The sequence below is a fragment of the Streptomyces sp. GC420 genome (assembly GCF_009916105.1).
In the GTDB taxonomy this organism is placed as follows: Bacteria; Actinomycetota; Actinomycetes; order Streptomycetales; family Streptomycetaceae; genus Streptomyces.
The window spans coordinates 33,470-54,714 of record NZ_JAAAXQ010000006.1 but is presented as its reverse complement, the minus strand read 5'-3'; the positions used below and the strand labels follow the sequence as shown (position 1 = coordinate 54,714).

Annotated in this window: 20 protein-coding genes and 1 pseudogene; 7 read left to right on the top strand and 14 right to left on the bottom strand. The window is 69.7% G+C overall.

Annotated elements, in window-relative coordinates; all coding sequences use genetic code 11:
• Window positions 1-1,069: pseudogene (locus GUY61_RS01875) on the bottom strand (hypothetical protein); the annotation flags it as partial.
• Window positions 1,070-1,301: 232 nt separating this feature from the next.
• Between GUY61_RS01875 and GUY61_RS01870 the strand changes: the two are divergent.
• Window positions 1,302-1,688 (top strand): hypothetical protein, encoded by a 387-nt coding sequence (locus GUY61_RS01870; RefSeq protein ID WP_166628257.1) that lies wholly within the window; start codon window positions 1,302-1,304, stop codon window positions 1,686-1,688.
• Between the two features lie 358 nt (window positions 1,689-2,046).
• Window positions 2,047-2,595: a hypothetical protein gene (locus GUY61_RS01865; RefSeq protein WP_166628256.1), complete on the top strand. Its 549-nt coding sequence runs from the start codon at window positions 2,047-2,049 to the stop codon at window positions 2,593-2,595.
• Between the two features lie 63 nt (window positions 2,596-2,658).
• Here GUY61_RS01865 and GUY61_RS01860 read toward each other — a convergent pair whose 3' ends face one another.
• From GUY61_RS01860 to GUY61_RS01850, 3 genes are all read right to left on the bottom strand, one after another.
• Window positions 2,659-2,859, bottom strand: coding sequence for a hypothetical protein (locus GUY61_RS01860; RefSeq protein WP_166628255.1), 201 nt, complete (start codon window positions 2,857-2,859; stop codon window positions 2,659-2,661).
• A gap of 223 nt (window positions 2,860-3,082) precedes the next feature.
• Window positions 3,083-3,583, bottom strand: coding sequence for a hypothetical protein (locus GUY61_RS01855; protein ID WP_208105432.1), 501 nt, complete (start codon window positions 3,581-3,583; stop codon window positions 3,083-3,085).
• A gap of 35 nt (window positions 3,584-3,618) precedes the next feature.
• Window positions 3,619-6,888 carry a heavy metal translocating P-type ATPase gene (locus GUY61_RS01850; RefSeq protein ID WP_243766100.1) on the bottom strand — a complete coding sequence of 1,090 codons (3,270 nt, stop codon included), beginning with the start codon at window positions 6,886-6,888 and terminating at the stop codon, window positions 3,619-3,621.
• 198 nt (window positions 6,889-7,086) lie between these two features.
• Here GUY61_RS01850 and GUY61_RS01845 point away from each other — a divergent pair, with 198 nt between their 5' ends.
• From GUY61_RS01845 to GUY61_RS01825, 5 genes are all read left to right on the top strand, one after another.
• A complete protein-coding gene (locus tag GUY61_RS01845) occupies window positions 7,087-7,350 on the top strand; it encodes an SHOCT domain-containing protein (RefSeq protein ID WP_208105431.1) in 264 nt (87 codons plus the stop codon).
• A gap of 51 nt (window positions 7,351-7,401) precedes the next feature.
• Window positions 7,402-7,686, top strand: a complete 285-nt coding sequence (locus tag GUY61_RS01840; protein ID WP_166628254.1) for a DUF2933 domain-containing protein — start codon at window positions 7,402-7,404, stop codon at window positions 7,684-7,686.
• 130 nt (window positions 7,687-7,816) lie between these two features.
• On the top strand, window positions 7,817-8,098 hold the full coding sequence (locus GUY61_RS01835) for a hypothetical protein (RefSeq protein ID WP_166628253.1): 282 nt from the start codon (window positions 7,817-7,819) through the stop codon (window positions 8,096-8,098).
• 89 nt (window positions 8,099-8,187) lie between these two features.
• Complete coding sequence (locus GUY61_RS01830) at window positions 8,188-8,814, top strand: ABC transporter ATP-binding protein (protein WP_313896461.1); 627 nt, start codon at window positions 8,188-8,190, stop codon at window positions 8,812-8,814.
• The gene (locus GUY61_RS01825; RefSeq protein ID WP_243766099.1) at window positions 8,811-9,593 is read left to right on the top strand and encodes an ABC transporter permease; all 783 of its coding nucleotides are present in this window, start codon (window positions 8,811-8,813) and stop codon (window positions 9,591-9,593) included. Before GUY61_RS01830 ends, GUY61_RS01825 begins: the two co-directional genes overlap by 4 nt.
• Window positions 9,594-9,664: 71 nt before the next feature.
• On the opposite strand, the gene GUY61_RS41065 is transcribed toward GUY61_RS01825, so the two are convergent.
• The 10 genes from GUY61_RS41065 to GUY61_RS01780 all read right to left on the bottom strand — a co-directional run bounded on the left by GUY61_RS41065 (window position 9,665) and on the right by GUY61_RS01780 (window position 21,213).
• Entirely contained in the window at window positions 9,665-9,793 is a 129-nt protein-coding gene (locus GUY61_RS41065; protein WP_279576751.1) for a hypothetical protein, read from the bottom strand.
• Window positions 9,790-11,028 (bottom strand): acetyl-CoA acetyltransferase, encoded by a 1,239-nt coding sequence (locus GUY61_RS01820; RefSeq protein ID WP_166628251.1) that lies wholly within the window; start codon window positions 11,026-11,028, stop codon window positions 9,790-9,792. Before GUY61_RS01820 ends, GUY61_RS41065 begins: the two co-directional genes overlap by 4 nt.
• On the bottom strand, window positions 11,025-12,608 hold the full coding sequence (locus GUY61_RS01815) for a class I adenylate-forming enzyme family protein (RefSeq protein ID WP_166628250.1): 1,584 nt from the start codon (window positions 12,606-12,608) through the stop codon (window positions 11,025-11,027). Before GUY61_RS01815 ends, GUY61_RS01820 begins: the two co-directional genes overlap by 4 nt.
• Window positions 12,605-13,243 carry a 3-oxoacid CoA-transferase subunit B gene (locus GUY61_RS01810; RefSeq protein WP_166628249.1) on the bottom strand — a complete coding sequence of 213 codons (639 nt, stop codon included), beginning with the start codon at window positions 13,241-13,243 and terminating at the stop codon, window positions 12,605-12,607. The genes GUY61_RS01815 and GUY61_RS01810 overlap by 4 nt, the downstream gene beginning before the upstream one ends.
• 2 nt (window positions 13,244-13,245) lie before the next feature.
• Window positions 13,246-14,025: a CoA transferase subunit A gene (locus tag GUY61_RS01805; protein ID WP_166628248.1), complete on the bottom strand. Its 780-nt coding sequence runs from the start codon at window positions 14,023-14,025 to the stop codon at window positions 13,246-13,248.
• Between the two features lie 14 nt (window positions 14,026-14,039).
• A complete protein-coding gene (locus GUY61_RS01800) occupies window positions 14,040-14,846 on the bottom strand; it encodes a hypothetical protein (RefSeq protein ID WP_166628247.1) in 807 nt (268 codons plus the stop codon).
• A 361-nt stretch (window positions 14,847-15,207) separates the two neighbouring features.
• The gene (locus GUY61_RS01795) at window positions 15,208-16,263 is read right to left on the bottom strand and encodes a zinc-dependent alcohol dehydrogenase family protein (protein WP_166628246.1); all 1,056 of its coding nucleotides are present in this window, start codon (window positions 16,261-16,263) and stop codon (window positions 15,208-15,210) included.
• A gap of 60 nt (window positions 16,264-16,323) precedes the next feature.
• Window positions 16,324-18,627, bottom strand: coding sequence for a hydantoinase B/oxoprolinase family protein (locus GUY61_RS01790; protein WP_166628245.1), 2,304 nt, complete (start codon window positions 18,625-18,627; stop codon window positions 16,324-16,326).
• A gap of 27 nt (window positions 18,628-18,654) precedes the next feature.
• Window positions 18,655-20,781 (bottom strand): hydantoinase/oxoprolinase family protein, encoded by a 2,127-nt coding sequence (locus GUY61_RS01785; RefSeq protein WP_166628244.1) that lies wholly within the window; start codon window positions 20,779-20,781, stop codon window positions 18,655-18,657.
• Between the two features lie 27 nt (window positions 20,782-20,808).
• Complete coding sequence (locus tag GUY61_RS01780; RefSeq protein ID WP_208105430.1) at window positions 20,809-21,213, bottom strand: acetone carboxylase subunit gamma; 405 nt, start codon at window positions 21,211-21,213, stop codon at window positions 20,809-20,811.
• Window positions 21,214-21,245 lie beyond the last annotated feature (32 nt).

Genomic DNA, 21,245 nt, shown 5'->3' with positions numbered 1-21,245 from the left:
GGCCGGGGTGGCGTGAGGGCAGCAGGGTCAGGGCGGCGCCGTCGGCGAGGGTTTGCTCGAGAACGTGCTGGGCGGCGAACAGGTCGGCCGGGCCGGCGGGGAGGGCGCGCGGAGGCTCCTGGTTCTCTGTCGGCGCGGGCGGTACGGGGAGCGCGGGTTGGACGGGCGCGGCCGCCGCCGGTTCGGTCGCGGCCGGGGGCTCGGCGTCGGCGCCGAGGGCGGTCTGCAGGGTTTTGAGGAGCCGGTCGGCTGCTTCGGCTCGGGCCTGCCGTTTGGTGGGGCCGGTCCCTTCGCCGGTGAGCTGTCGGCCGCGGTGGACGGCGGTGACCGTGGCCGTGAAGCCGGTGGGCGTCGGTGTGGGGGGCCGGTAGTCGGGCCGGGTGATGTGGCCGGCCTGGTGGAACTCGTTCAAGGCCGACACCGCGTTGGCTTCCGCCGCTGGAGCGGGTGCCTGGGGTTGGGCGGCGGGCGTGTCCCAGTTCCAGTCGGGCGCCGCGCGATTGGCGAGGGGGTCCGGCAGCTCGGCGAGCGCGGCAATGAGGGTGGTCATGGCCTGCTGCCGCGCCGCCTTGCGGGTGCGGGCCTGCTGGGCGCTGCCGGTGATGTCGCGGCCGGCTGGGGCGAAGGTGGCCTGTGCGACGAAGAACAGCTGACCGTCATCCCCCTGTCCCTCCCGGACGGTTGCGGAGGGGGTGCGCAGCAGTTGGGCGTGCATGGAGATGATGCTCGGCGCCAGGGCCGGGCTGGCGGCGACGGCGGTGATGGCGGCTTGCCGTACGGGCGCCCAGACGTCTGTTCCGGCCGTTTCGAACAGCACGGTCCGCAGGGCGGCGACGTCGAGGTGGCCCCGGGCGATCCGGCGGGTGGCTTCGGACGCTACGGCGGCCGCGGATGCGCCCTGGGCGACGGCGCGTTGAAGCGTATTGCGGAAGGCGTCCGCGTCCATCAGGGCCAAGGGCGTGCTCTCGGCCGAGGCGTCGGCGTCGGCGCGGGAGGGCGGGATTTGGACTCGGGGTGTGCGGGCGGCCAGCGCTGCGGGACTGATGGGCTGCAGGCGGTCGATGGACAAAGACACTCCCCCAGTAGCCGGACGCCGTCGAGACCGCCCCCATTGTGACCTGCGTGCGCGTCAGGTCGGTGCCGTACACACGAGCACCCCACACCAAGACTGTTGCGTATTCGCATTTCAGTATGTAATTTGGTCATGTCGCCGAGTTCCGGCACCCTTTCACTTCGCCCGCGTCGCGTCGGCTTGCCCTGTGCGCCGACGGCTACACGGCGCCACACTTGCGAGGATCGCCATGCACCTGGACCCCATGGTCTTCCGCTTCACCGCCAGCGGCACCAGCGCCGAGAGCGCATTCGCGAACCACGCCGCCAAGGACCGGGAACTTCCGGTCGACCCGTTCGCCCGGCGCGCGGACCTGACGAAGGTCGGCCGCGTCACCGTCGTGCGCGACCGCTCCGCGCTGGGCCCCGTCATCGCGGGCTACTTCAACGACTCCGTTCCGTCGCCTGTCCCGTACGGCGCCCCCCTCGACGAGGACGACGCCGACTGGCTGGCCGACCGCCTGATCGAGGACGACGCCCCGTGCGTCCGATCCGGCGGCGCCGGAGCGCTGCTGCTCGAAACCACCGGGCCGGAGCCGAGCTGGCTCTTCTTCGGCTGGAGCACCCCGCTCGGCTGACCCGCTCTCCCACCGCCGACTGGCTCGCCGACCGCCTGATCGAGGACTACGACCCGATCGTCGGATCCGGCGCCGCCGCACTGCTGCTGCGCACCCCGGCAGACCAGCCGACCTGGTGCTTCTTCGGCTGGAGCACCTGGGGCGAGTAGCCCCCTCGCCGTCCTAGCCGGAGCCCGCCGAACCCACTCCGCCCAGTCCGGTGCCGTCGTACTAGTCCGCGACGGCACCGGACCGGCACGCAGCAGCAGGCCAGAACCCACCCGAACACCCTTCGACTTCGAGGACCCCGATGCCCGCCCCGGACACCCGACTCCGCGCCCAGCACCTCGCCGACCGCCTCCCGCCTCTGCCCCCGGCCATGCGAGGCAACGCAGGCCGAGAACGTGCCCGTCACACCTTCGTCACCCGCACCCTCACCACACTGAGCACGGAACAGAGCATCACCGGTGACCGCGCGGAGGACTGGCGCCGGGTGTCCTCAGAACTCGCCATGCTCGGGCAGATGGCCGCCCCCGGGGACGAATTCCAGGTGGCTGTCTTCGAACTGGAGGCGCTCGCCAGGCTGACCGCCGGCCATGAACCGGCACCCGCAGGTCTTCCCTCCGGCACCGGCCCCAAGGGAGGAGACCTGATCTTCCCCTGGCAGGCCGACGAGGACGACTGGATCTCGGTGCCGGGCGGCCCGGCAGGGCCCTTCGTGTCGACGGCGATGGCGATGCCGAACCAGGCGGGTATCGCCCGGACCGTGGTCACGGTCAGCCAACGCCACCGGTACCACGCCGGTTCGTCGCACGCCGATGCCTACATTGAGGACGGAACGCGCATCGAACGTCTGGACGCAGAAGCGGAGCGGGCCCGGGCCCGCGAGCAGTGGAGCGAGGACCACTCCGCTTGGCACAACCGCTGACCGTGGTCGAGCGCCTGAGCGGTTCAGCCGAGCGGCGAGAGGCGACGGCCCCGTGCCATGCGCTCACCGCGCGTCGTCGTCCGCATCCTCCATGGCGGGGGGCTCCTGCCAAGTCAAGGTGTCCAGGGGCCGCGGCAGGTTCCGGGCCGCGCCGGGCACGGCCCTCGTCACCGCAGACGCCTCGTCGCTGAAGAGGTCGCCCAGGGTGCCCGGCGTCCGGCCGGGCGCTGCTGCTGCCGGGCTTGAGGTCTTCGTGGTGGTCATCTCGTCCCCCTGATTCGTCCCGGGCCGGGCCCGGCTAAAGGCCGGCACACAGGCCGGCTGCGAAAGCGTATACAGATTCCGAACTGCGGCCCGAGGAGATTTCGTCGGGCCGCTTCCCAGGCATTCCTCGCTCCCGACCGGCCGCCCGCCGCTCCTGGCAGGCTCGCCCGTGCGCACGTCCGCCGCTGCGAACGCGTCGACCACCGCCTCAGGGCCCCAGTCTTCACCGCTCGTCCGCCGCTTCACGATCCCCCCTCGGAGACCACCAGACCGGTCGCAATGGCCGACTCAGCTCGTACACCCAGCGGGTTCGCCCGGCCAGCGCCGGGCCGGAGGCGGGGCCGGCGACCGTGCTGACGACGTGGGCCATCTCGTCCATGAACACCATGGTCGGCTTGGGCGGCACCAGGACGACGTCCACGGCCGGTCCTCGCTCACGGACCGCGCGCGCCAGGTGGTGGAGCTCGGCGTGGCCGGGGTGGCGGGCCCGGAGCTGGTGCTCGTCCACGAGCACGCTCACGCGGCCGTCCGCGGTGTCCGCGAACGGTCCGAACTTCTGCCCGGCGGCCTCCGGACCGAGTTCGCGGCATTCGACGGTGTGCAGGGCGCGCCTCAGCACGGCCGCGCACTGGTCGGCGTCGGCGTCGGCGTCGGCCGGCAGCGGCGCCTTCCCCCGTCCGATGGAGCCTATGAACGTGGCCGGGTCTGGCAGTTGATCGCTCATCGTGCGGTTGCTCCTTCTTCCGGTGGCGGCGGGGTTCAGGACTGGTCGAGGTGGTGTTCGTACCAGGCGGTCAGATGGGCGGGGTCTTGCGGGATGGACCTGACCAGACGCAGGAGCCGTTCGCCGGTGGGGCGTACCTCCGTGCGGGCCAGGGCGGACAGGTCGGTGGTGCGCAGGGCGGCGAAGCCGGCGAGGTGACGCTCTTCGAAGGTGCGCGCGCCGGGGAGGCTGTCGGCGGCGGCGAGGTAGCGGGTGACGAACGGGTCGAGCGCCGCGCGGTGGGCGGCGAGGTGGTGGAGGTAGGAGGGGCTGTCGACGGTGGCGGTGTTGGCGGCTTCGCCGTGGTGGGGTGAGGGCAGTGCGCACCAGTCGCTGATGAGAGCGGTGAGGGTGGCCGGGTGGTCGGGCGGGGTTTCGGCGAGGGGGTCGGTTCGCCAGTGGCCGTCGGCTGCCCCCTGGGCGGAGCCCACGCGCTCGTGAAGGCGGCCAAGGACGCTGGCGAAGGTGAAGAACCTCAGAACGTAGTCGGCTCCGGCGATGACGGACCGGATCGTCGGCTCGTCCGACACCGGGGCGGGCAGCAGGAGGCGCTGCTTGCGGTGTTCGCGCTGGAAGGGCAGGCAGACCGCGGCCTCGATCGCGGCGTGTTCGGCGAGCAGGACGGCGGCGCTCTGCGAGGGCGCGGCCTCGCGCTCCCATTCCACGGTGTCGTCCTCGTCGGCGAGGTCGCTCAGCCCCAGTGCGTCCAGGCTGACGCGGTAGACGCCGGTGGTGGTGGCGGTCAGGGTCAGGGTGCCGTCGCGGTCGGGCAGCGGCTGGGTGTGCCAGCGGCGCAGCCGGGAGGCGTTGGTGACGACCGACAGCGAGCTGAGCGCCATGGCGGCGGCGGCGATGATCGGGCTGAGTCGGATGCCCCACAGCGGATAGAGGGCTCCTGCGGCGAGGGGGACGCCGATGGCGTTGTAGATCAGGGCGAAGAACAGGTTCTGCCGGATGTTGCGCATGGTGGCCCGCGACAGCCGGATCGCGGTGACGACCCCGCCGAGGGAGCCGGAGATCAGGGTGATGTCGGCGGCTTCGATGGCGACGTCGGTGCCGGTGCCGATGGCCAGGCCGACGTCGGCGGCGGCCAGGGCGGGGGCGTCGTTGATGCCGTCGCCGACCATTCCGACGGTGCGGCCCTCGCCCTGCAGGCGGCGGATCTCGTCGGCCTTGTGCTCGGGCAGCACCTCGGCCCGCACCCGGGTGACGCCGACCTGGGCGGCGATCGCGGCGGCGGTGCGGGCGTTGTCCCCGGTGAGCATGACGACCTCGACGTCCAGGAGCTGCAGGGCGGTGATGGCGGCGGCGGATTCGTCCTTGACGGTGTCGGCGACGGCGAGCACACCGACGGGACGTCCGTCGACCGCGGCGAGGACGGGGGTCTTGCCCTCGGAGGAGAGGGTGGCCGCGACGGGGGTGAGCTTGGTGGTGTCGATACCGACGTCGCCCAGGAGCCGGGTGGTGCCGACCAGGACGGCGCGGCCGTCCACGGTGGCCTGGACGCCTTTGCCGGTGACCGAGTCGAAGCCGGTCGCGGCCGGCCACTCGAGCCCGCGCCCGCGGACACCCGTGACGATGGCCTGGGCAAGGGGGTGTTCACTGTCTGCCTCGGCCGCCGCCACCAGACGCAGCAGCTCGGATTCGTCGAACCCGCCGGCGGGACGGACGTCGGTCAGGACGGGCTTGCCTTCGGTGACGGTGCCGGTCTTGTCCAGGACCACGGTGTCCAGCTTGTGGGCGGTCTCCAGGGCTTCGGCGGAGCGGATCAGGATCCCGGCCTGGGCGCCCTTGCCGGTGCCGACCATCACCGACAGGGGGGTGGCCAGTCCGAGGGCGCACGGGCAGGCGATGATCAGCACGGCGACCGCGGAGACCAGGGCCAGGGTCAGCGCCGGTGTGGGGCCCACGGTGAACCAGACGGCGAACGTACCGATCGCGACGGCGATGACCGCGGGCACGAAGTACGCCGACACTGCGTCGGCGAGCCGCTGGATGGGGGCCTTGGACGCCTGGGCCTGCTGCACGAGGCGGATGATCTGGGCGAGCATCGTGTCGGAGCCGACCTTGGCCGCCCGCACGCGCAGGGACCCGGTGCCGTTGACGGTGGCACCAATGACCGTGTCCCCGGCGCGCTTGGTGACCGGCATCGGCTCGCCCGTGACCATGGACTCGTCCACCGCGGAGGAGCCGGAGAGGACCTCGGCGTCCACGGGGATCTTCTCGCCGGGCCGGATGACGAGCTCGTCGCCGGCCACGACGTCCTCGACGGGGATCTCGGCCTCGGCGCCGTCCCGCACGACGCGGGCAGTGCGGGCCTGCAGTCCCAGCAGGGCGCGAATGGCCTCGCCGGTGCCGGCCTTCGCACGCGCTTCCAGCAGCCGGCCGAGCAGGATCAGGGTCAGGATGACGCCGACCGCTTCGAAGTAGACCTCGCGCACCTCCTCCGGAAGCAGGGCGGGGGCAAGGGCGACCAGCAGGCTGTAGCCGTAGGCGGCGGTCGTGCCGAGAGTGATGAGGCTGTTCATGTCCGCGGCGCGGTGGCGCAGGGTCAGCCAGCCCGTCACATGGATCGGCCACCCGGTGTAGAGCATCACCGGGGTGATCAGGGCCAGCTGCAGCCAGGGGTTGAGCATCCAGCCGGGCACCCAGTTCGCGCCGAACAGTTCGTGCGCCATCACCGCGAACAGCACGGGGGCGGTGAGCACGGCTCCCACCAGGACCCGACGGGTGAGGTCCTTGATTTCGGCCTGCCGTTCGGAGGCATCCGCGGCCTCGGCCTCGGCGGCGGTCCGGTCCTCGCCCGCCGACGGTCCGCCAGCGGCGATAGGAGGGCCAGGAGGAGGTGCGGCCGCGGCGTGGCCGTCCGGGACGGGCGGTGCGGAGTCCTGAGAGGGTTCGACCAGCAGCGTGCCGTGAATCATGTTCATGCCGCAGGCGAAGCCGAAGGAACCCGGCCGATCCGGGTTCAGCCGCACCGTGGTGCGCGTGTGGGCGGGCAGTCCGGCGCCGACCTTGAGGTCGGGGAAGACCACACGGGAGGTGCACTCGCCGGCCTCTTGCCGATCGAAGACCAGCTCCACCGGGGTGCCTTGCCGGACCTTGATCACGTCTGGGCTGTAGCCGCCCCGCACCGTCACCTCCACTCGCTGCACCCCGCCCTCCAGCCGGGCGGCTCCGGCACGGCGCGGGCCGAAGAAGTACCAGCCCAGCGCGGCGATCAGCGCAGCCGAGACCAGGACGACGGCGGCTTCGAGAGCACCCATGGGCTGCTCGCCTCCTTCGTCGGTTTCGCTTTCCACCCTGCGCCCGGCTACCCCTACCTGGTAGGGGCTGGAGGGCCCACTGGGCCTGGACCATTCGGCCCCAGACCGCCACCTTGAACAGCGGGACCATGCAGGTAAGGCAAGAAGTCGCCGGATGCTCTCCGCATTCGGGCACGAGGCCGAAGCAGGTGAGTGGCGATGATGTTCTGGTACGACCACGGCGTCAGCGGCTGGGGCTGGTTCGCGATGTCAGTCGGCATGATTCTGTTCTGGGCCTTGATCATCACACTTGCTGTGCTGCTCTTCCGGGCCCTCAACCGGCCCCCCGAGCACCCGCACACTCCCGCCGTGCCCACGCCTGAGGACATCCTCCGGGAGCGGTTGGCCCGCGGTGAGATCGACGAGGACGACTACCGGCGCCGCCTGAACGCACTGCACGCCGGGCCCCTCACCAAACCCTGAAATTCACCGGCCGCATCCCCCTTGCCGGCCCTCCGATGGAGGAGGCCCGCGATGAACGACAGGCGGAACTACGGCATGTACGCGCTCGCCGCCGCGATCGTCGTGGTCGGCGCCCTGATCGTCGGCGCGTCACTGGACAGCCTGGTCTGGCTCGCCCTCGTCGCTGCCTGCCCGCTGATGATGTTCTTCATGATGCGTGGCATGCGCGGCCAGAGCATGCAGGGCGGGCGCGATCAGCACCACAACGAGCGGGACGAGGACCCTTCCCCAAGCTCTTCGAGCAGGGGAGACCCCATGCGCAAGCACGACCACCCCAGCGGGCCCGGTCGGGCCTGACCGGCCCGGGCCTACGCGGAGCGCACCCCCGGTGTTCTGGCCGAAACTGCGTCACCGGCCGATCGACGCTGACCGGCCGGCTGGGCGCGCTCGCGGCCCGCATCGGCCCGCCGCCTGGAGGTGATCGGTGATGACGGCACTGACCTGGATACTGGCCGCCGCCGGTGTCATCGCCGTCGCAGCGTGCGGCGTCCGGGTGTTCCGCGTGGGCCGCCCGTCGCAGGGCGTGGCGGCTGCTCTGCCAGTGGCAGCCGTGCTCGCCCTCCCCGGGCTCCTGTCCCACGACGCGCCCGCGGCCGCCTGGGGCCTATGGGGCGCGACCACCATCTCCGCCGCCCTGACATGGGCCGTCGCCGACACCCTGCGCGACCTCCCCGACCGGGCAGCAGGCAAGGCCCGGAGAACGTCGTGACCGGCAACCAAGCCAGTCCCACGCCTTCGAGCACCCGGACAACACCGGCAGCCGCAGGTAGAACCGCTCCGGAAACCTCCCTGGAGGTCGTGCTGGCCGCCACGGGAGTGGCCAAGGCGTACTGGCGCGGCATGTGGCCGGCCCGGCGCCGCACACCAGTGCTGCGCGGCGTGGATCTCGAACTGGCCGCGGGCGAGGTCGTCGGCCTGGTCGGGGAGAACCGCTCCGGCAAAAGCACGCTGATGAAGATCCTGGTCGGAGAACTGGCCGCGGACACCGGCAGCGTCACCCACGGCGGGCGGGTCGGCTACTGCCCGCAGGAGCCCGTCGTGTACGAACGCCTCACCTGCGACGAGCACTTCGAGCTGTTCGGCCGTGCCTACGGTCTGACCGACGAGTCCGAGCGTGCCTCCCGCGCCCTCATCTACAGCCAACTGGGCTTCGAACGCTACGCCGCCGCCCGCGCCGACCGTCTCTCCGGTGGCACGCTGTCGAAGCTCAATCTGGGCCTGGCGTTGCTGGCCGACCCCGAGGTCCTGCTGCTGGATGAGCCCTACGCCGGGTTCGACTTCGACACCTACCTGAAGTTCTGGGACCTGGTGGCCCAACGCCGGCAAGCGGGCCGGTCGGTGCTGATCATCAGCCACTTCGTCACCGACGAGGAACGCTTCGACCGGATCGTCCAGCTCCGCGACGGCCAGGCGGTACCGCGATGACCACCGCACTGCTCGCCCGGCGCTTCCTCACCGACGCGGCGCGGACCCCGATGAACCTGCTGGTGCTCGTGCTGGTGCCGGTGGTGTTCGTCGTGGTGGCCTCCCGCCCCCTGGCTGACGCCGCCGAGTTGCTCGGCGGGCCCGGCGGGCCCGCAGTGCAGACCGCCACTGCGGGATGGGCCGCCGGGTTCATTGCCGCCATCGCCATGTACTTCCAGTTGCGCGCGGCCCGTGCCGCCGACCGCCGCCTGGTCCTGGCGGGACTGGTCCCGGCCCGGTTGGTGGCCGCCCGTATGGCAACCGGACTGACACTGGCGCTGCTTGCCGCCGGCGCGGCCCTGGCGGCGCTGGCCACGCGCACCGGTCTGGGCGACGAACCGGGGCGGGTTGTGGCCGGGACAGTGATGTTCGCGGTGATCTACCTGGCGATCGGCGCACTGATCGGCGCCCTGGTCGCCAATCCGGTCAACGGCACCGTCCTGGTGCTGTTCGTGTGGATCCTGGACGTGTTCTTCGGCCCCGTCCTCGGTACCGCCGACCAGCCCCTCACCCGCGTGCTGCCCACGCACTTCGTGACCCTGTGGACGGTGGACCTGCCCTCCGGCCACGGCGGACGCCTTGGCGATCTCGGCTGGGCCCTGGCCTGGACCGCCGCCGCTCTGGCCGCAGCGTGGACGGTGATCACCGCCACCAGCCGCACCCGTCACGGACACCGCCGCGCCCGGCCCGCTGACGAGGCGCTCGCACTCCGCGTTGAGGCATGGGCGGGCCTCCGATGAGTCCAACCGCCCCGTCGGCACCCGCGCTTCCCCGCGGTCGACCAGGAGCGCGCGAAGCCGACGTCCCTCGGCTACGAGGACATCGAGCGTTCGCGGTCGAGGAACTCGTCGGCGGCGAACTCCCGGTTGCCGGCCTCGGCCTCCAGGACGAGGTTGGTCCTGGCCGGGTCGCTCCCGCACAGGGCTGAGCACCGGTTCACGCTCCGGCTCCATGGGAAATCACGGTGCAGACCACTGTGGCGGTGCTGCCTCCGAAGTTCAGCGTCGCGAAACGCCTTGCGCCCTGGACCTGGTATCCCGCCGCCTGGTGGGTCACCTGCAGATAGCCGTCGAGCATCATGCGGACACCCGTCGCGCCGACGGGGTGGCCGACACCGATCAGTCCTCCGCTGGGGTTGACGGGGAGCGCACCGTCCCGTCGTGTGATGCCGCTGTCGACCGCGTCGCCACTGCGGCCGGGCTTGGTGATGCCGAAGTGGTCGATGGCCAGGTACTGGGAGACCGTGAAGCAGTCGTGCGTCTCGATTCCGTCGAGCTCGAAGACATCGTCGATCCCGGCCCGGGAGAACGCGTCCCGTATCGCCCCGCGAACGTGCGGGAAGACGAAGTCGGCGCCCGCGCTCGCATCGAGTTTGTCCTGCAGGTGCAAGGAAGCACTGCGGTGCCCCCAGCCGGCGATGCGCGCGACAGGTCCGCGCACGCTGCCGCCGCTGTGACGGAGCCACCGGTCGGAGACCAGCAGGATGCCTGCACCGCCGTCGGTGACCTGACTGCAGTCGTACCTGCGCACGCGGCCGACGATCCTTGGGTTCGCCGCGTCGTCGTCGGCGAAGCAGGCAGGGGGCGTCGACCAGTCCCGCGTCTGCGCCTTGGGGTTGGTCCTCGCGTTGGCGATGTTCTGCCTCGCGATCAGCCGCAGGTGCCGGTCTTCGAGTCCGTAACGCCGGTCGTACTCTTCGGCGATCCGGGAGAACGTGAAGGGCCACACATAGTCCTGCCCATCGCCTTCGTGGCCGACCCATGAGGCCGACGCCAGGTAGCGAGCGCCCACCGGACCGGGCACATTGCGTTCGATCTCGACACCGAGCACGAGCGCGACGTCGTACCGGCCGGACTCGAGGTCGGCCATGGCCGCCATCACCGCCACTCCCCCGGACGCACAGGCCGCCTCGTGCCGTGTCGCGGGCACCCCCGACAGGCCCGGTACGACGCTGGCGACCATGGAACCCAGGTGGCCCTGTCTGACGTAGAACTCGCCCATGGCGTTGGCGACATGGATGACATCGACCTGCTCGGCCGAGATGCCAGCCGCGCTCAGGCTGCCCGTGGCGGTCTCCGCGACGAGGTCGCCGATGTCCCGGGACTCCTTGGTGACGTTGCGGGCGAAGTCGCTCTGGTAGCCACCGATGATCCACACGGGCTGCTGCGTCGTCATGAGGGTTCCTCCGGTGGTTGTGCCGAGGGCCGGCGGGCTGCCGTGGCGGGCGCGGGTGAAGGTCGTGAGTGCATGGTGCGGAGCACGCTCTTGAGGATCTTGCCGTTGTCGCTCTTGGGCAGGGTGTCCAGGAAGTGGTAGCGCCTGGGGCGCTTGAAGGCGGTCATGCGCTGCCGGCAGAAGCGGTCCAACTGGTGCGCGTCGACCGAGCCGTCGGCCACGACGCAGGCGACCACGGTCTCGCCCCATTCGGGGTCGGCGCTCCCGATCACCGAGACTTCGGTGACATCGGGGTGCTGGAGGAGTACCTCCTCCACCTCGCGCGGGTAGATGTTCGTGCCGCCGGAGATGATGACGTCCTTGGAGCGGTCCTTGAGCGTGAGGTATCCGTCCTCGTCCAGGCTTCCCATGTCGCCGGTCCAGAGCCAGCCGTCGCGGACGGCGGCGGCGGTGGCCTCGGGATCGTGCCAGTACCCGAGCATGACGGTGTCGCCTCGTACGACGATCTCTCCGGTCGTTCCGGGCGGCAGCGGCGCCCCGTCGGTGTCCACCACCTTGACGTCGCACAGGGCGAACGCCGTGCCGACACTGGCGATCCGGTGCTGCCTGCGCGGATGCCCCTCGTCGGCGATCACGTCCCGGCCGAGGGTGGTGATGGTCATCGGGGACTCACCCTGGCCATAGATCTGGGTGAGGCAGTCGCCCATGACATCACGCGCCCTGACCAGGTCGTCGGCATACATGGGGCCGCCGCCGTAGACGATGGTCCTGAACGCCGTGGTGTCCTCGACGGGTGTCCCGGTCTCGGTGACATGCCTGACGAGCCGGTTGACCATGGTGGGTGCGGCGAACAGGGACACACGCCCCAGAACCCGTGCGATGTGGCAGGTCTCCGCCGCGTCGAACCGGCCGCTCGGCGGGAAGACGTGAGCCGAGCCCCGGAGGGTGAACACAGGGCTGTACAGGCCCGCTCCGTGGGACATCGGCGCGGCGTACAGGGTGCGGTCGTCGGGGCCCACCCTGTCGATCTGGGCGTGATAGCTGAGCGCCAGGGCCAGCAGCTGCCGGTGGCCGAGCATCACCCCCTTCGGACGCCCGGTCGTGCCCGAGGTGTAGAAGAGCCAGGCGAGGTCGGTCGCGGTCGTCGGCCACGGCGGCAGCACAGTGCCTCCGGAACCGACGAGCGCGTCGTACTCGGCGCCGTCCGCGACCAGCAGCGGCTTTCCCGGCGCCGCACCGCTGACTTCCTCCAGGTGCTCCTCGTCGGTGACCACGAGGCGTGCCCCGGCGTCCTGGACGATCCAGGCCACCTCGGCGGGATGAAGCTTGGAGTTGACCGGCACGACGGCGAGTCCGGCCCACCACGCGGCGTAGAGGACTTCGAGGTACTCCGGCCGGTTGTTCATGACGACCGCGACCCGCTCGCCGGGAGCGCATCCGAGACCGGTCATCGCCGCGCTCAGTGCGGCGACCCGGTCCCTCAGCTCCCGGTAGCTGTGAAGCGGCCGGGTGCCGAGGTAGACGGCCGTCCGTTCGGGTGCGTCGGTGGCGGCGCGGTGGAGCAGCAGCGCGGTGTTCATGCCGGCCTCGTGACGAGGTCGGGCTCGGTTGCCGCCCTGATCTCGGCCTCGGTGACACCGGGGGCGCATTCCACCAGCCGCAGCCCGTGATCGGTGACGTCGAGGACGGCCAGGTCGGTGATGATGCGGTGGACGACCCGCAGGCCGGTGAGCGGCAGGGAACAGCGGTTGACGATCTTGAAGCTGCCGTCTTTGGCGCGGTGCTCCATGAGGACGATGACCTTGCGGGCGCCATGGACCAGGTCCATCGCACCGCCCATTCCCTTGATCATTTTTCCGGGGATCGCCCAGTTGGCGATGTCGCCCTGCGCCGAGACCTGCATCGCCCCGAGGATCGCCGCGTCGATCTTGCCGGAGCGGATCATGCCGAAGCTCGTGCCCGAGTCGAAGAAGCTGGCACCCGCCCGGACGGTCACGGTCTCCTTGCCCGCGTTGATCAGGTCCGGGTCCTGGTCCCCGGCCCAGGGATACGGGCCCGTGCCGAGGATGCCGTTCTCGGACTGCAGGACCAGTTCGATGCCGGGGTCCACATGATTGGGGATCAGCGTCGGCAGGCCGATTCCCAGGTTGACGTAGTCGCCGTCGCGCAGCTCCCGCGCGGCGCGGGCCGCCATCTGTTCCCTGTTCAGGGGCATCGTCACTCTCCCGGGATCTCGGACGGGCGGGGGCGGGTCGTCAGTCGTTCGATGCCCTTGTCCGCCACCTGCGCGGCCGTCAGGGGCAGCACCCGGTCGACGTAGATGCCGGGAAGGTGGATGGAGTCGGGATCGAGGTCACCCGCTTCGACCAGGTGTTCTACCTCGGCGATGGCGATCCTTCCGGCCATGGCGCACACGGGGTTGAAGTTGCGTGCTGCCATGCGGAACACGAGGTTGCCGTGCCTGTCGCCCTTCCAGGCGCGTACGAGAGCGAAGTCGGCAGGCAGCGCCCGTTCGAGCAGGAACGGTCTTCCCCCGAATTCGGCGACCGGTTTCGGCGGCGACGCGACAGCCACCGAGCCGTCAGCGGCGTACCGCCAGGGCAGTCCCCCGGTCGCGACCTGGGTTCCGGTTCCGGTCATGGTGTAGAAGGCGGGTATACCGACCCCCGCGGCACGCAGGCGCTCCGCCAGCGTGCCCTGGGGTGTGAGTTCCACCTCGAGTTCGCCGCTCATGTACTGGCGGGCGAATTCCTTGTTCTCCCCGACGTACGAAGAGACCATGCGGCGGATCTGCTTGCGTTCCAGGAGTCTTCCCAGGCCGACCCCGTCGGTTCCGCAGTTGTTGGAGTAGATCTCCAGGTCCCGGATGCCCGCCTCGGCGACGGCGCCGATGAGTACGGCCGGAATTCCGCAGATGCCGAAGCCGCCCGAGGCGATGGTTGCTCCGTCGCCGATGCCGGCGATGGCCTGGGTGGCGTTGGCGACCACCTTGTCCACTGGCTGTTTCCCTTTCAGGCGAGTCTGGCGAGTTGGGAGAGAACGGTCTCGGGCACGGCGTCCGCGGGGATGTCGGCGAGAAGGAAGTCGCCCGTGGGTACGTCCGCGGCGTCGGTCCGCCAGTAGGAGTGCGGGACCAGAGTGCCTCGGAGCGCGGAATCGAGGACGGCGACACCGTCGTGGGTGCGTCGGCCCAGAGTCCACCGGTAGTGCTCGGTGGCGTTGGAGACGGGCTTGTAGGCGGAGTCCTCGACCCGCGGCAGCTGCTGCGTACCCGTCCAGCGGTCGTCGAGAAGCAGCATCGCCACCGAGAGGGCCGACAGCCTCCGCAGCCAGTCCGCGACGTACATGGCCGCGGTCTCCCCGTGATCGGCGTTCAGGTCCGTCACGGACCCGGCGCCACTGAGCGTATGGGCCCGTGCCAGCCAGCGGATCGGTGACGGAATCTGCACGGTCAGCGGCGCTCCGGTGGTCTGCGACACGGCACTGGCCAGTTCGGCGGCGCGAGCGGCGAGCCTGTCGTCGGCCAGGAGGGTCTTGAGGGCGTATCCGGTGCGGCGCCGCGCGGACAGCGACGATCTGAGCCTGTCGTCGGCGGCGAGGGCGTGGTCGTAGAGGGCCCCCAGGTTGAGCAGGGTGGTGTCCGGTGTGAGCAGGCCCTGGGCCTGCCGCGCGTACTGCGCGTGGGCGGTGGGGTCGTCCCACGGGACCGGTCGTCCTTGCAGGATGACGGCTTGCGTGTACCGGTAGTGGTCGATGACGAGCGCGGTCCGGCGGCCCGAGGGCGGTGCGGACACGATCGAGGTGAAGTCCATGGCCATGAGGGATCCTGGCGTCGAGATGATGGGCTCGGAGTACTGCGGTCTGCGGGAGGGGCGGCCGGGTTCCGGCACCGGCGGGGAGCAGCGCTTCCCGCCGGTGCCGGTGCGCAGGCGGTGCCGTCACGATGTACGGACCGCCTCCGGCTCGGGTGCGGGTGAGCAGGGGCTCCCCTGTCGGTGGTGCCGGGCGGGGGTGCGGAGGTCCCGGCCGGCTCGCGGCGCCCGGTAGGCGCACTCACGGCGCGGCCGGTGGCACCCGGGTACGCCTTTGTACATGGGCGGTGCTCCGTCGCGCGACGGCACCTGCCCGGCGCCGCGAGCCCCGCCTCTCGGGCGGGCAGGCCTGCTTCTGGTTCACGGCCTAGCCGTTGAGGATGACCTTGAGGGCGTCTGTCTTCGCGGCGTCGGCGAAGGTGTCGTAGGCGTCCAGGATCTGGTCGAGTCCGAAGTGGTGGGTGGCGAACCTGTCCACGGACAGGGATCCGTCCCTGACGAGTCGGAGCAGCAGGGGAAGGGTGTTGGTGTTCACCAGGCCCATGGAGATGTTGATGTTCTTGATCCACAGATCCTGCAGGGGCAGATCCACCGGGCGCCCGTGCACCCCGACGTTGGCGACGTTCCCACCGGGACGGACGATGTCGAGTGCCATCTGGAACGTCTGTGGAATGCCCACCGCTTCGACAGCGACGTCCACGCCGTCTCCGTCGGTGAGGGCGAGGACTTCTTCTCGCCAGCCGAGGTCGCCGGAGTTGACCGAGTGGGTCGCGCCGAAGGACTGGGCGCGCCGTGCCCGGTTGCTGTCGACGTCGATGGCGATGACCCGGGAAGCCCCCTGCAGGCCGGCCGTGGCCATCACGGACAGTCCGACGGGGCCGGCTCCGATGACCGCGACGGTGTCACCGGGCTTGACCCGGCCGTAGAGGACGCCCATCTCGAAGCCGGTGGGAAGGATGTCGGAGAGCATGACGCCCTGCGCGGGGCTGACTTCCTCCGGGAGCTTGTGCACCGATGTCTCCGCGTACGGCACGCGCACGTACTCCGCCTGCGTGCCGTGGATGAGGTGGCCGAGGATCCATCCCATGCCGGCGGCACCCTCCTTCCCGGCGCAGTGGGAATGAATGCCCCGGCGGCAGTAGCCGCACCGCCCGCAGTTCTTGATGCACGCGAGGATCACCTGATCCCCTGTCTTCAGGGTGCGGACGGCGCTGCCCCTCTGCACGATCGTGCCCACGCCTTCATGCCCGAGCACGCGCCCTTCGGGGACCGAGGGCACGTCTCCTTTGAGGATGTGGAGATCGCTTCCGCAGATGGTGGTGGAGTCGATCTTGACGATGATGTCGGTGGGCTCTTCGATTCTGGGATCGGGGACCGTGTCCCACGATTTCTGGCCGGCACCGTGGTATACGAGAGCTTTCACTTCGTGTCCTTCTGCAGGCAGCGACGGAATCGCTGGGGCGGAGCTGAGGAGGTCCGGGGGTCAGGACTTGCGGTGGACCTCTTCTCCGTGCTTGTCCTCCAGCTCCCGTACCCGGGCTTCGAGCTGGGCGACCTTCAGGTCCCGGCGGTCCGGAAGCATGACGATCGGCATCTGCGTGATCGGGGCGGTGACTCGCTCGGGTCCGTCGATGCCGAACACCGTGGCGGTCAGATCCTCGGTGTCGTCGCCCCAGGAGCCGTAGTAGAGCAGTTCCTCGGGGGGCTCGGCGGTGACGAACTCCTTGACGAACTCGGCGTACGGCTTGCCTCGCTCGAGCCGGTCCCTGCGGGCCTGGGCGCGAAGTTCCTTCGTCTCCTCGGCGTCCAGGATGAAGGTGTCCGGATCGAAGGCGACCGCGAAGATGTCCCGGGCCACCTTCTCGCTGATCCGCTTCAGTTCGACGTCCTTGACCACGGCGAGCGGGTCCCGCTCCAGGACATCGCCGTAGCCGCCGCCGGCCCCCTGGCTCATCATGTACAGCTCGCCGTCCTTGGCGACGTCGAACTGCAGCCCCATGTGGTCGGTCATGTACCGGCCGCCCTCGAAGGGCTGTTCGTTCATGACCTTCTCGATCGACAGATCGAAGCGACCGGGGTCCTTGCGCAGAATGTCGTAGACGTTGATGCCCTTGACGCGTGCGAGCGGGTAGGTGCCGCAGCCGTAGCCGCCGAACATGCCGTACACCGAGGAGAACTTGGCTCCGGAGGTCACGGTCATGAATCCCCACAGCGGTGTTCCCTCGCTGGCGACGATCATCTCGTAGCCCATGCCGCCGGTGTGCTTGCCGAAGCCCATGTTGTCGCGGACGAGGCGCTTGGACACCAGCTGCATGAAGGGGACCTCCTCCTCCATGACCTCCTGCTCGGCCGTGTCGGCCATGGCGCAGAACAGCGGGGACACGGCGTCCTCGCCGTCCAGGAAGGGCTTGGCCCCGCCCGGCATCCCGTTCAGGTCCGCGCAGAGGTTGCCGACCTGGTCGCCGTGCTGGGTGACACCGCCCCACAGGAAGGTGTTGATCTGGTTGAACCAGGGAGCGATCACATTGGAGAACTTCTCCGGATTCGCGAACTGCAGCTTCGCCCAGGACGACTGCAGTGCGGAGAAGCCGCGGAAGGACGCCTGGAGCGACTGCCCCATCGGCGCGTCGTAGCCGGCGTCGGCCCAGGTGTGCTCGTCGGAGATGATCTCGATCGGGCTCATCGCCGAGGTGCACCGGGGCAGGTCCGGCCACCAGAAGGCCAGGATCGCCTGCATGAACATCGACTTCACCGAGCACAGCGGGGAGTTGATGGCTCGGTTGAGGATCTCCGGCCCCGTCCCTCGCAGGTCGACCGTCATCTTGTCGCCCTTGACGGTCACCTTGCAGGCGAACTTGATGAGGATGTTCTCCTTGAGCGTGGAGTCCATGAACTGGTTGAACCGGACCGTGCCGTCCGGCAGTTCCCTGATCCTGCGGCGGACCTCCGCCTCGACGTCCTCGACGGTGACGCGCAGCGCGGCGACGAAGGTCTCGACCCCGACTTCGTCGATCAGCAGGTCGATGCGCTCCATGATGCGCTGCACCGCACCGATCTTGACCTTCAGGTCGGCGAGTTGCAGCTTGGGGTCTCGGACGGAGTGCTGGAGGAAAGTGAGCAGGTCGCGGCGCAGCTCACCCCGCTCGACGATCTTGAACGGGCTCATGCGCAGCCCGTCGTCGAACGGCGTCTCGGAGCCGGAGGGCATGCCGCCGGGTTCGCAGGCACCGTTCTCACCCTCGTGGATCGTGGCGGCGACCCAGGCGATGACCTGGCCGTTGCGGATGACCGGCATGATCATGGACTGGTCGGTGTTGTGCACGTTGCCGTAGCGGGCGTCGTTGTGGATGAAGCCGTCGCCGGGGTGGATGCCCACCGTCGGTTCGTCCTTCCAGTACTTCATGATGTACCGGATCGGGTGGTGCAGGATCGCCGAGAAGGCGATCACACCGTGGCAGGACAGGTAGGTGACGTCACCGGCGGCCGTGTAGACGGCAGTGGTGAGATCGCCCCACTTGGCGCCGGGTGCCGCCCCCATGGCCTCGCACATCTCGTAGCCCTCGTCGAGGGCGCCGGCGAGCCGCTTGCGGATGCGGTCGATCTGCAGCGGATCGATGCCCCTGGCGATGCACTCCTCCTCCAGCACCGAGCGGGGCGCGATGTGGTGGGAGCGCATGATCTCCCGGTCGGGGCCGAGGAAGAGGGTCGTCTCGTCCATGAACTGGTCGACCCAACTCTGCTCCTGGGCCGTCAGTCCGGAGCCCGGAGACTCGTGTATGGCAGTCATTTCGCTACTCCTTGAGGTCTGTGGGGCTCAGTCGCGCAGGAACCACACGGCGCCTTGCGGCGTGGGCTCCAGACACCAGCCGGGTTCTACGAGGTAGGTGGTGTTCTCGGTGGTGACGATGGCCGGGCCGGGGATCCTGTGCCGGTGGGTCAGCGCACCGGCGTCGAAGATCGGCGTGCTGACCGGCTCGTCCACGCCGACGAAATGGACCTCGCGGTGGTCCACCGGTGCCGGCACCGTGCGCTCGCCCGCGTACTCGAGGGAGTCGAACTTCACGACGTCGCCGTCGACGAACGAGGCGACGCGGATGGTCTGGACACGGATGCCGGCTTCGGGTGCCTCGGAACCCTCGCCGTAGCGCTGGCCGTAGATGTCGGAGAAGGTCCGGATCATGTGCAGGACATCGCCGACTCCGTGGATCCGGTTGATGTCGAACACGACGGCGGTCGTGACGAGCTGGTTGCCGTAGCGCATGTCCATCTCGAGCCGGTAGCGCACGTCCGCGGGGTCGAAGCCCTGGCGCACCAGGTCCTCCCGGCCCTTGGTCTCGAGTTCCTCCACGATGGTGTTGAACTCGTCGTACCGGTCGTACAGCGCCCGCGTCGTGGCGTTGTACATCACCACGTGAGCGCCGCGTTCGTGGATGTGCAGCTGCTTCATGTTGCCGGCGCCGAGGGCGGAGAACACCGAGGCGAACGGTGGCGCGAGAATCTTCCTGATTCCCGCGTGGTCGGCGATTCCGCAGGCGTGCAGCGGACCGTTGCCGCCGTAGGCGAGCATGGTGAAGTCCTCGGGGAGATAGCCCCGTACCCGTAGCTCCTTGGCGATGCCGATGGCCATCTGCTCGTCGACACCGCGCTTGATCTCCTTGGCCGCCTGGATGACGTCCATGTCGAGTTCGTCGCAGAGCGTCTCCTCGATCGCGAAGACGGACCGCTTGGGGTTGAGCTTGATGAATCCGTTGGCGTAGTTGTCCGGGTCGAGGTATCCGAGCAGCAGGTCGGCGTCGGTGACGGTGGCCCGCAGCCCGCCGCGGTCGTAACACGCCGGGCCGGGATCGGAGCCCGCCGACTCCGGACCGAGCTTCACGCCCTTGTGGATACGGTCGTACGAGGCGATGGAGCCGCCTCCGGCCCCCAGCGTCAGCAGGTGGATCATCGGCACGGACACCAGCCAGCGGTCGATCGTCGGCTGGAAGTCGTAGTGCTTGACACCCCCCTCGGGGACCAGGCCGATGTCGAAGGAGGTGCCGCCCATGTCGGTGGAGATGACGTGACCGATCCCGGTCTCGGCGGACAGGTGCTCGGCGGCTCCGACGCCGGCGATGGGACCGGAGTGGATCGTCTGCAGGGCGTCCGTGGAGTTCATCTGCGCCATGCCGCCGGAGTTGTGGATGACCAGCATCGGCTTGTCGTAACCGGACTCGCGCAGGTTGTTCGCGAGCTGGCTCAGGGCGTGGAACATGATCTCGTGGAGAAATCCGTCCACGATCGTGGACGTCGCGCGCACGTACTCGCCCTTGCGACCGGACACCTGATGTCCCAGCAGGACGGGGATGGCACCGAGTTCGTGCGGCGGGTACTCCTCGAGGATGATCTCCTGGATCCTCAGTTCGTGTTCGGGGTTCTCGGTGGCGTTGGTGAGCGAGACGACAAGCGCCTCGGCGCCGGCGTCCACGAGTTCGCGCACCATGCTGCGCACGTCCTTCTCGTGGAGGGGGACGACGACCTTGCCCGCGGAGTTGACACGCTCCTTGACCGAGCGGATGAGCTGCCGGGCCACGAGCGGTTCCGGGCGCTCGGCCGCCGGCAGGTTCTGCTGCATGGAAGGGTCCAGCCCTTCGCCGTAGCCGCGGCCCCGGGACAGGGGGATGGTGTCCTCGAATCCGTGCGTCACGATGGCGCCGACCTTGGGGCCCTTGCGTTCGATGAGCGCGTTGGTACCGAGCGTGGTCGCGTAACGCACGGAGTCGACCTCGGAGAGAACCTGGTCGCGGTCCAGGCCGGCCCGTGAACAGGCCAGGTCCAGCGCCTCGTTGAAGCCGAGTGCCAGATTGTGATGGGTGGTCAGCGCCTTGGCCTCGACGTAACTCTCGTCCCAGACGAAGAAGCAGTCGGTGAACGTGCCGCCGATGTCGACGGAGATGCGCTTCATGTGACGGTCTCCTTTCTGGCTGAGTTGTCAGTGGGCGTCGGCGGCGTGGCTGTGCCGCTGGACGTCCTCGCCGGGCCCGTACGCGACGGCCGTCATGGGGTCGGTGCCGCGCTCCTGCCACTGGGCGCGCAGCGCGTCGATGTCCCAGAGCATGTCGACGGCCGGCGGGTGCCCCGGCGGCACGTACTCGGTCTCCATCTGGGTGGCGCAGCCGGGGCAGTAGAACTCGAGGATGCGGCAGTACGCCGGGTCCGGGGAGAACGTGAACTCGTACCGCTGCGGGTCGATGATCGGCTGGTGGATCTCGCGCGGGTCGCGGTCGTAGACCAGCGTCCCCTCCTTGTAGTTGCCGCGGGCGTCGCCGAGGTCGTGGTCACAGACCCGGCACATCCATCGCTCGGTGTCCAGGTCGATGAGCAGGTATTCGGTCATGGGTACGCGCATGGTGATCTGGCCTTTCGCGA

Coding starts and splice junctions, on each gene's coding strand:
- GUY61_RS01865 (WP_166628256.1), top strand. CDS start 2,047: ATGCGAGGCAACGCAGGCCGAGAACGTGCCCGTCACACCTTCGTCACC.
- GUY61_RS01845 (WP_208105431.1), top strand. CDS start 7,087: ATGATGTTCTGGTACGACCACGGCGTCAGCGGCTGGGGCTGGTTCGCG.
- GUY61_RS01810 (WP_166628249.1), bottom strand. CDS start 13,243: ATGCCCCTGAACAGGGAACAGATGGCGGCCCGCGCCGCGCGGGAGCTG.
- GUY61_RS01835 (WP_166628253.1), top strand. CDS start 7,817: ATGACGGCACTGACCTGGATACTGGCCGCCGCCGGTGTCATCGCCGTC.
- GUY61_RS01840 (WP_166628254.1), top strand. CDS start 7,402: ATGAACGACAGGCGGAACTACGGCATGTACGCGCTCGCCGCCGCGATC.
- GUY61_RS01785 (WP_166628244.1), bottom strand. CDS start 20,781: ATGAAGCGCATCTCCGTCGACATCGGCGGCACGTTCACCGACTGCTTC.
- GUY61_RS01870 (WP_166628257.1), top strand. CDS start 1,302: ATGCACCTGGACCCCATGGTCTTCCGCTTCACCGCCAGCGGCACCAGC.
- GUY61_RS01860 (WP_166628255.1), bottom strand. CDS start 2,859: ATGACCACCACGAAGACCTCAAGCCCGGCAGCAGCAGCGCCCGGCCGG.
- GUY61_RS01825 (WP_243766099.1), top strand. CDS start 8,811: ATGACCACCGCACTGCTCGCCCGGCGCTTCCTCACCGACGCGGCGCGG.
- GUY61_RS01800 (WP_166628247.1), bottom strand. CDS start 14,846: ATGGCCATGGACTTCACCTCGATCGTGTCCGCACCGCCCTCGGGCCGC.
- GUY61_RS01790 (WP_166628245.1), bottom strand. CDS start 18,627: ATGACTGCCATACACGAGTCTCCGGGCTCCGGACTGACGGCCCAGGAG.
- GUY61_RS01820 (WP_166628251.1), bottom strand. CDS start 11,028: ATGACGACGCAGCAGCCCGTGTGGATCATCGGTGGCTACCAGAGCGAC.
- GUY61_RS01780 (WP_208105430.1), bottom strand. CDS start 21,213: ATGACCGAATACCTGCTCATCGACCTGGACACCGAGCGATGGATGTGC.
- GUY61_RS01815 (WP_166628250.1), bottom strand. CDS start 12,608: ATGAACACCGCGCTGCTGCTCCACCGCGCCGCCACCGACGCACCCGAA.
- GUY61_RS01850 (WP_243766100.1), bottom strand. CDS start 6,888: ATGGGTGCTCTCGAAGCCGCCGTCGTCCTGGTCTCGGCTGCGCTGATC.
- GUY61_RS01855 (WP_208105432.1), bottom strand. CDS start 3,583: ATGAGCGATCAACTGCCAGACCCGGCCACGTTCATAGGCTCCATCGGA.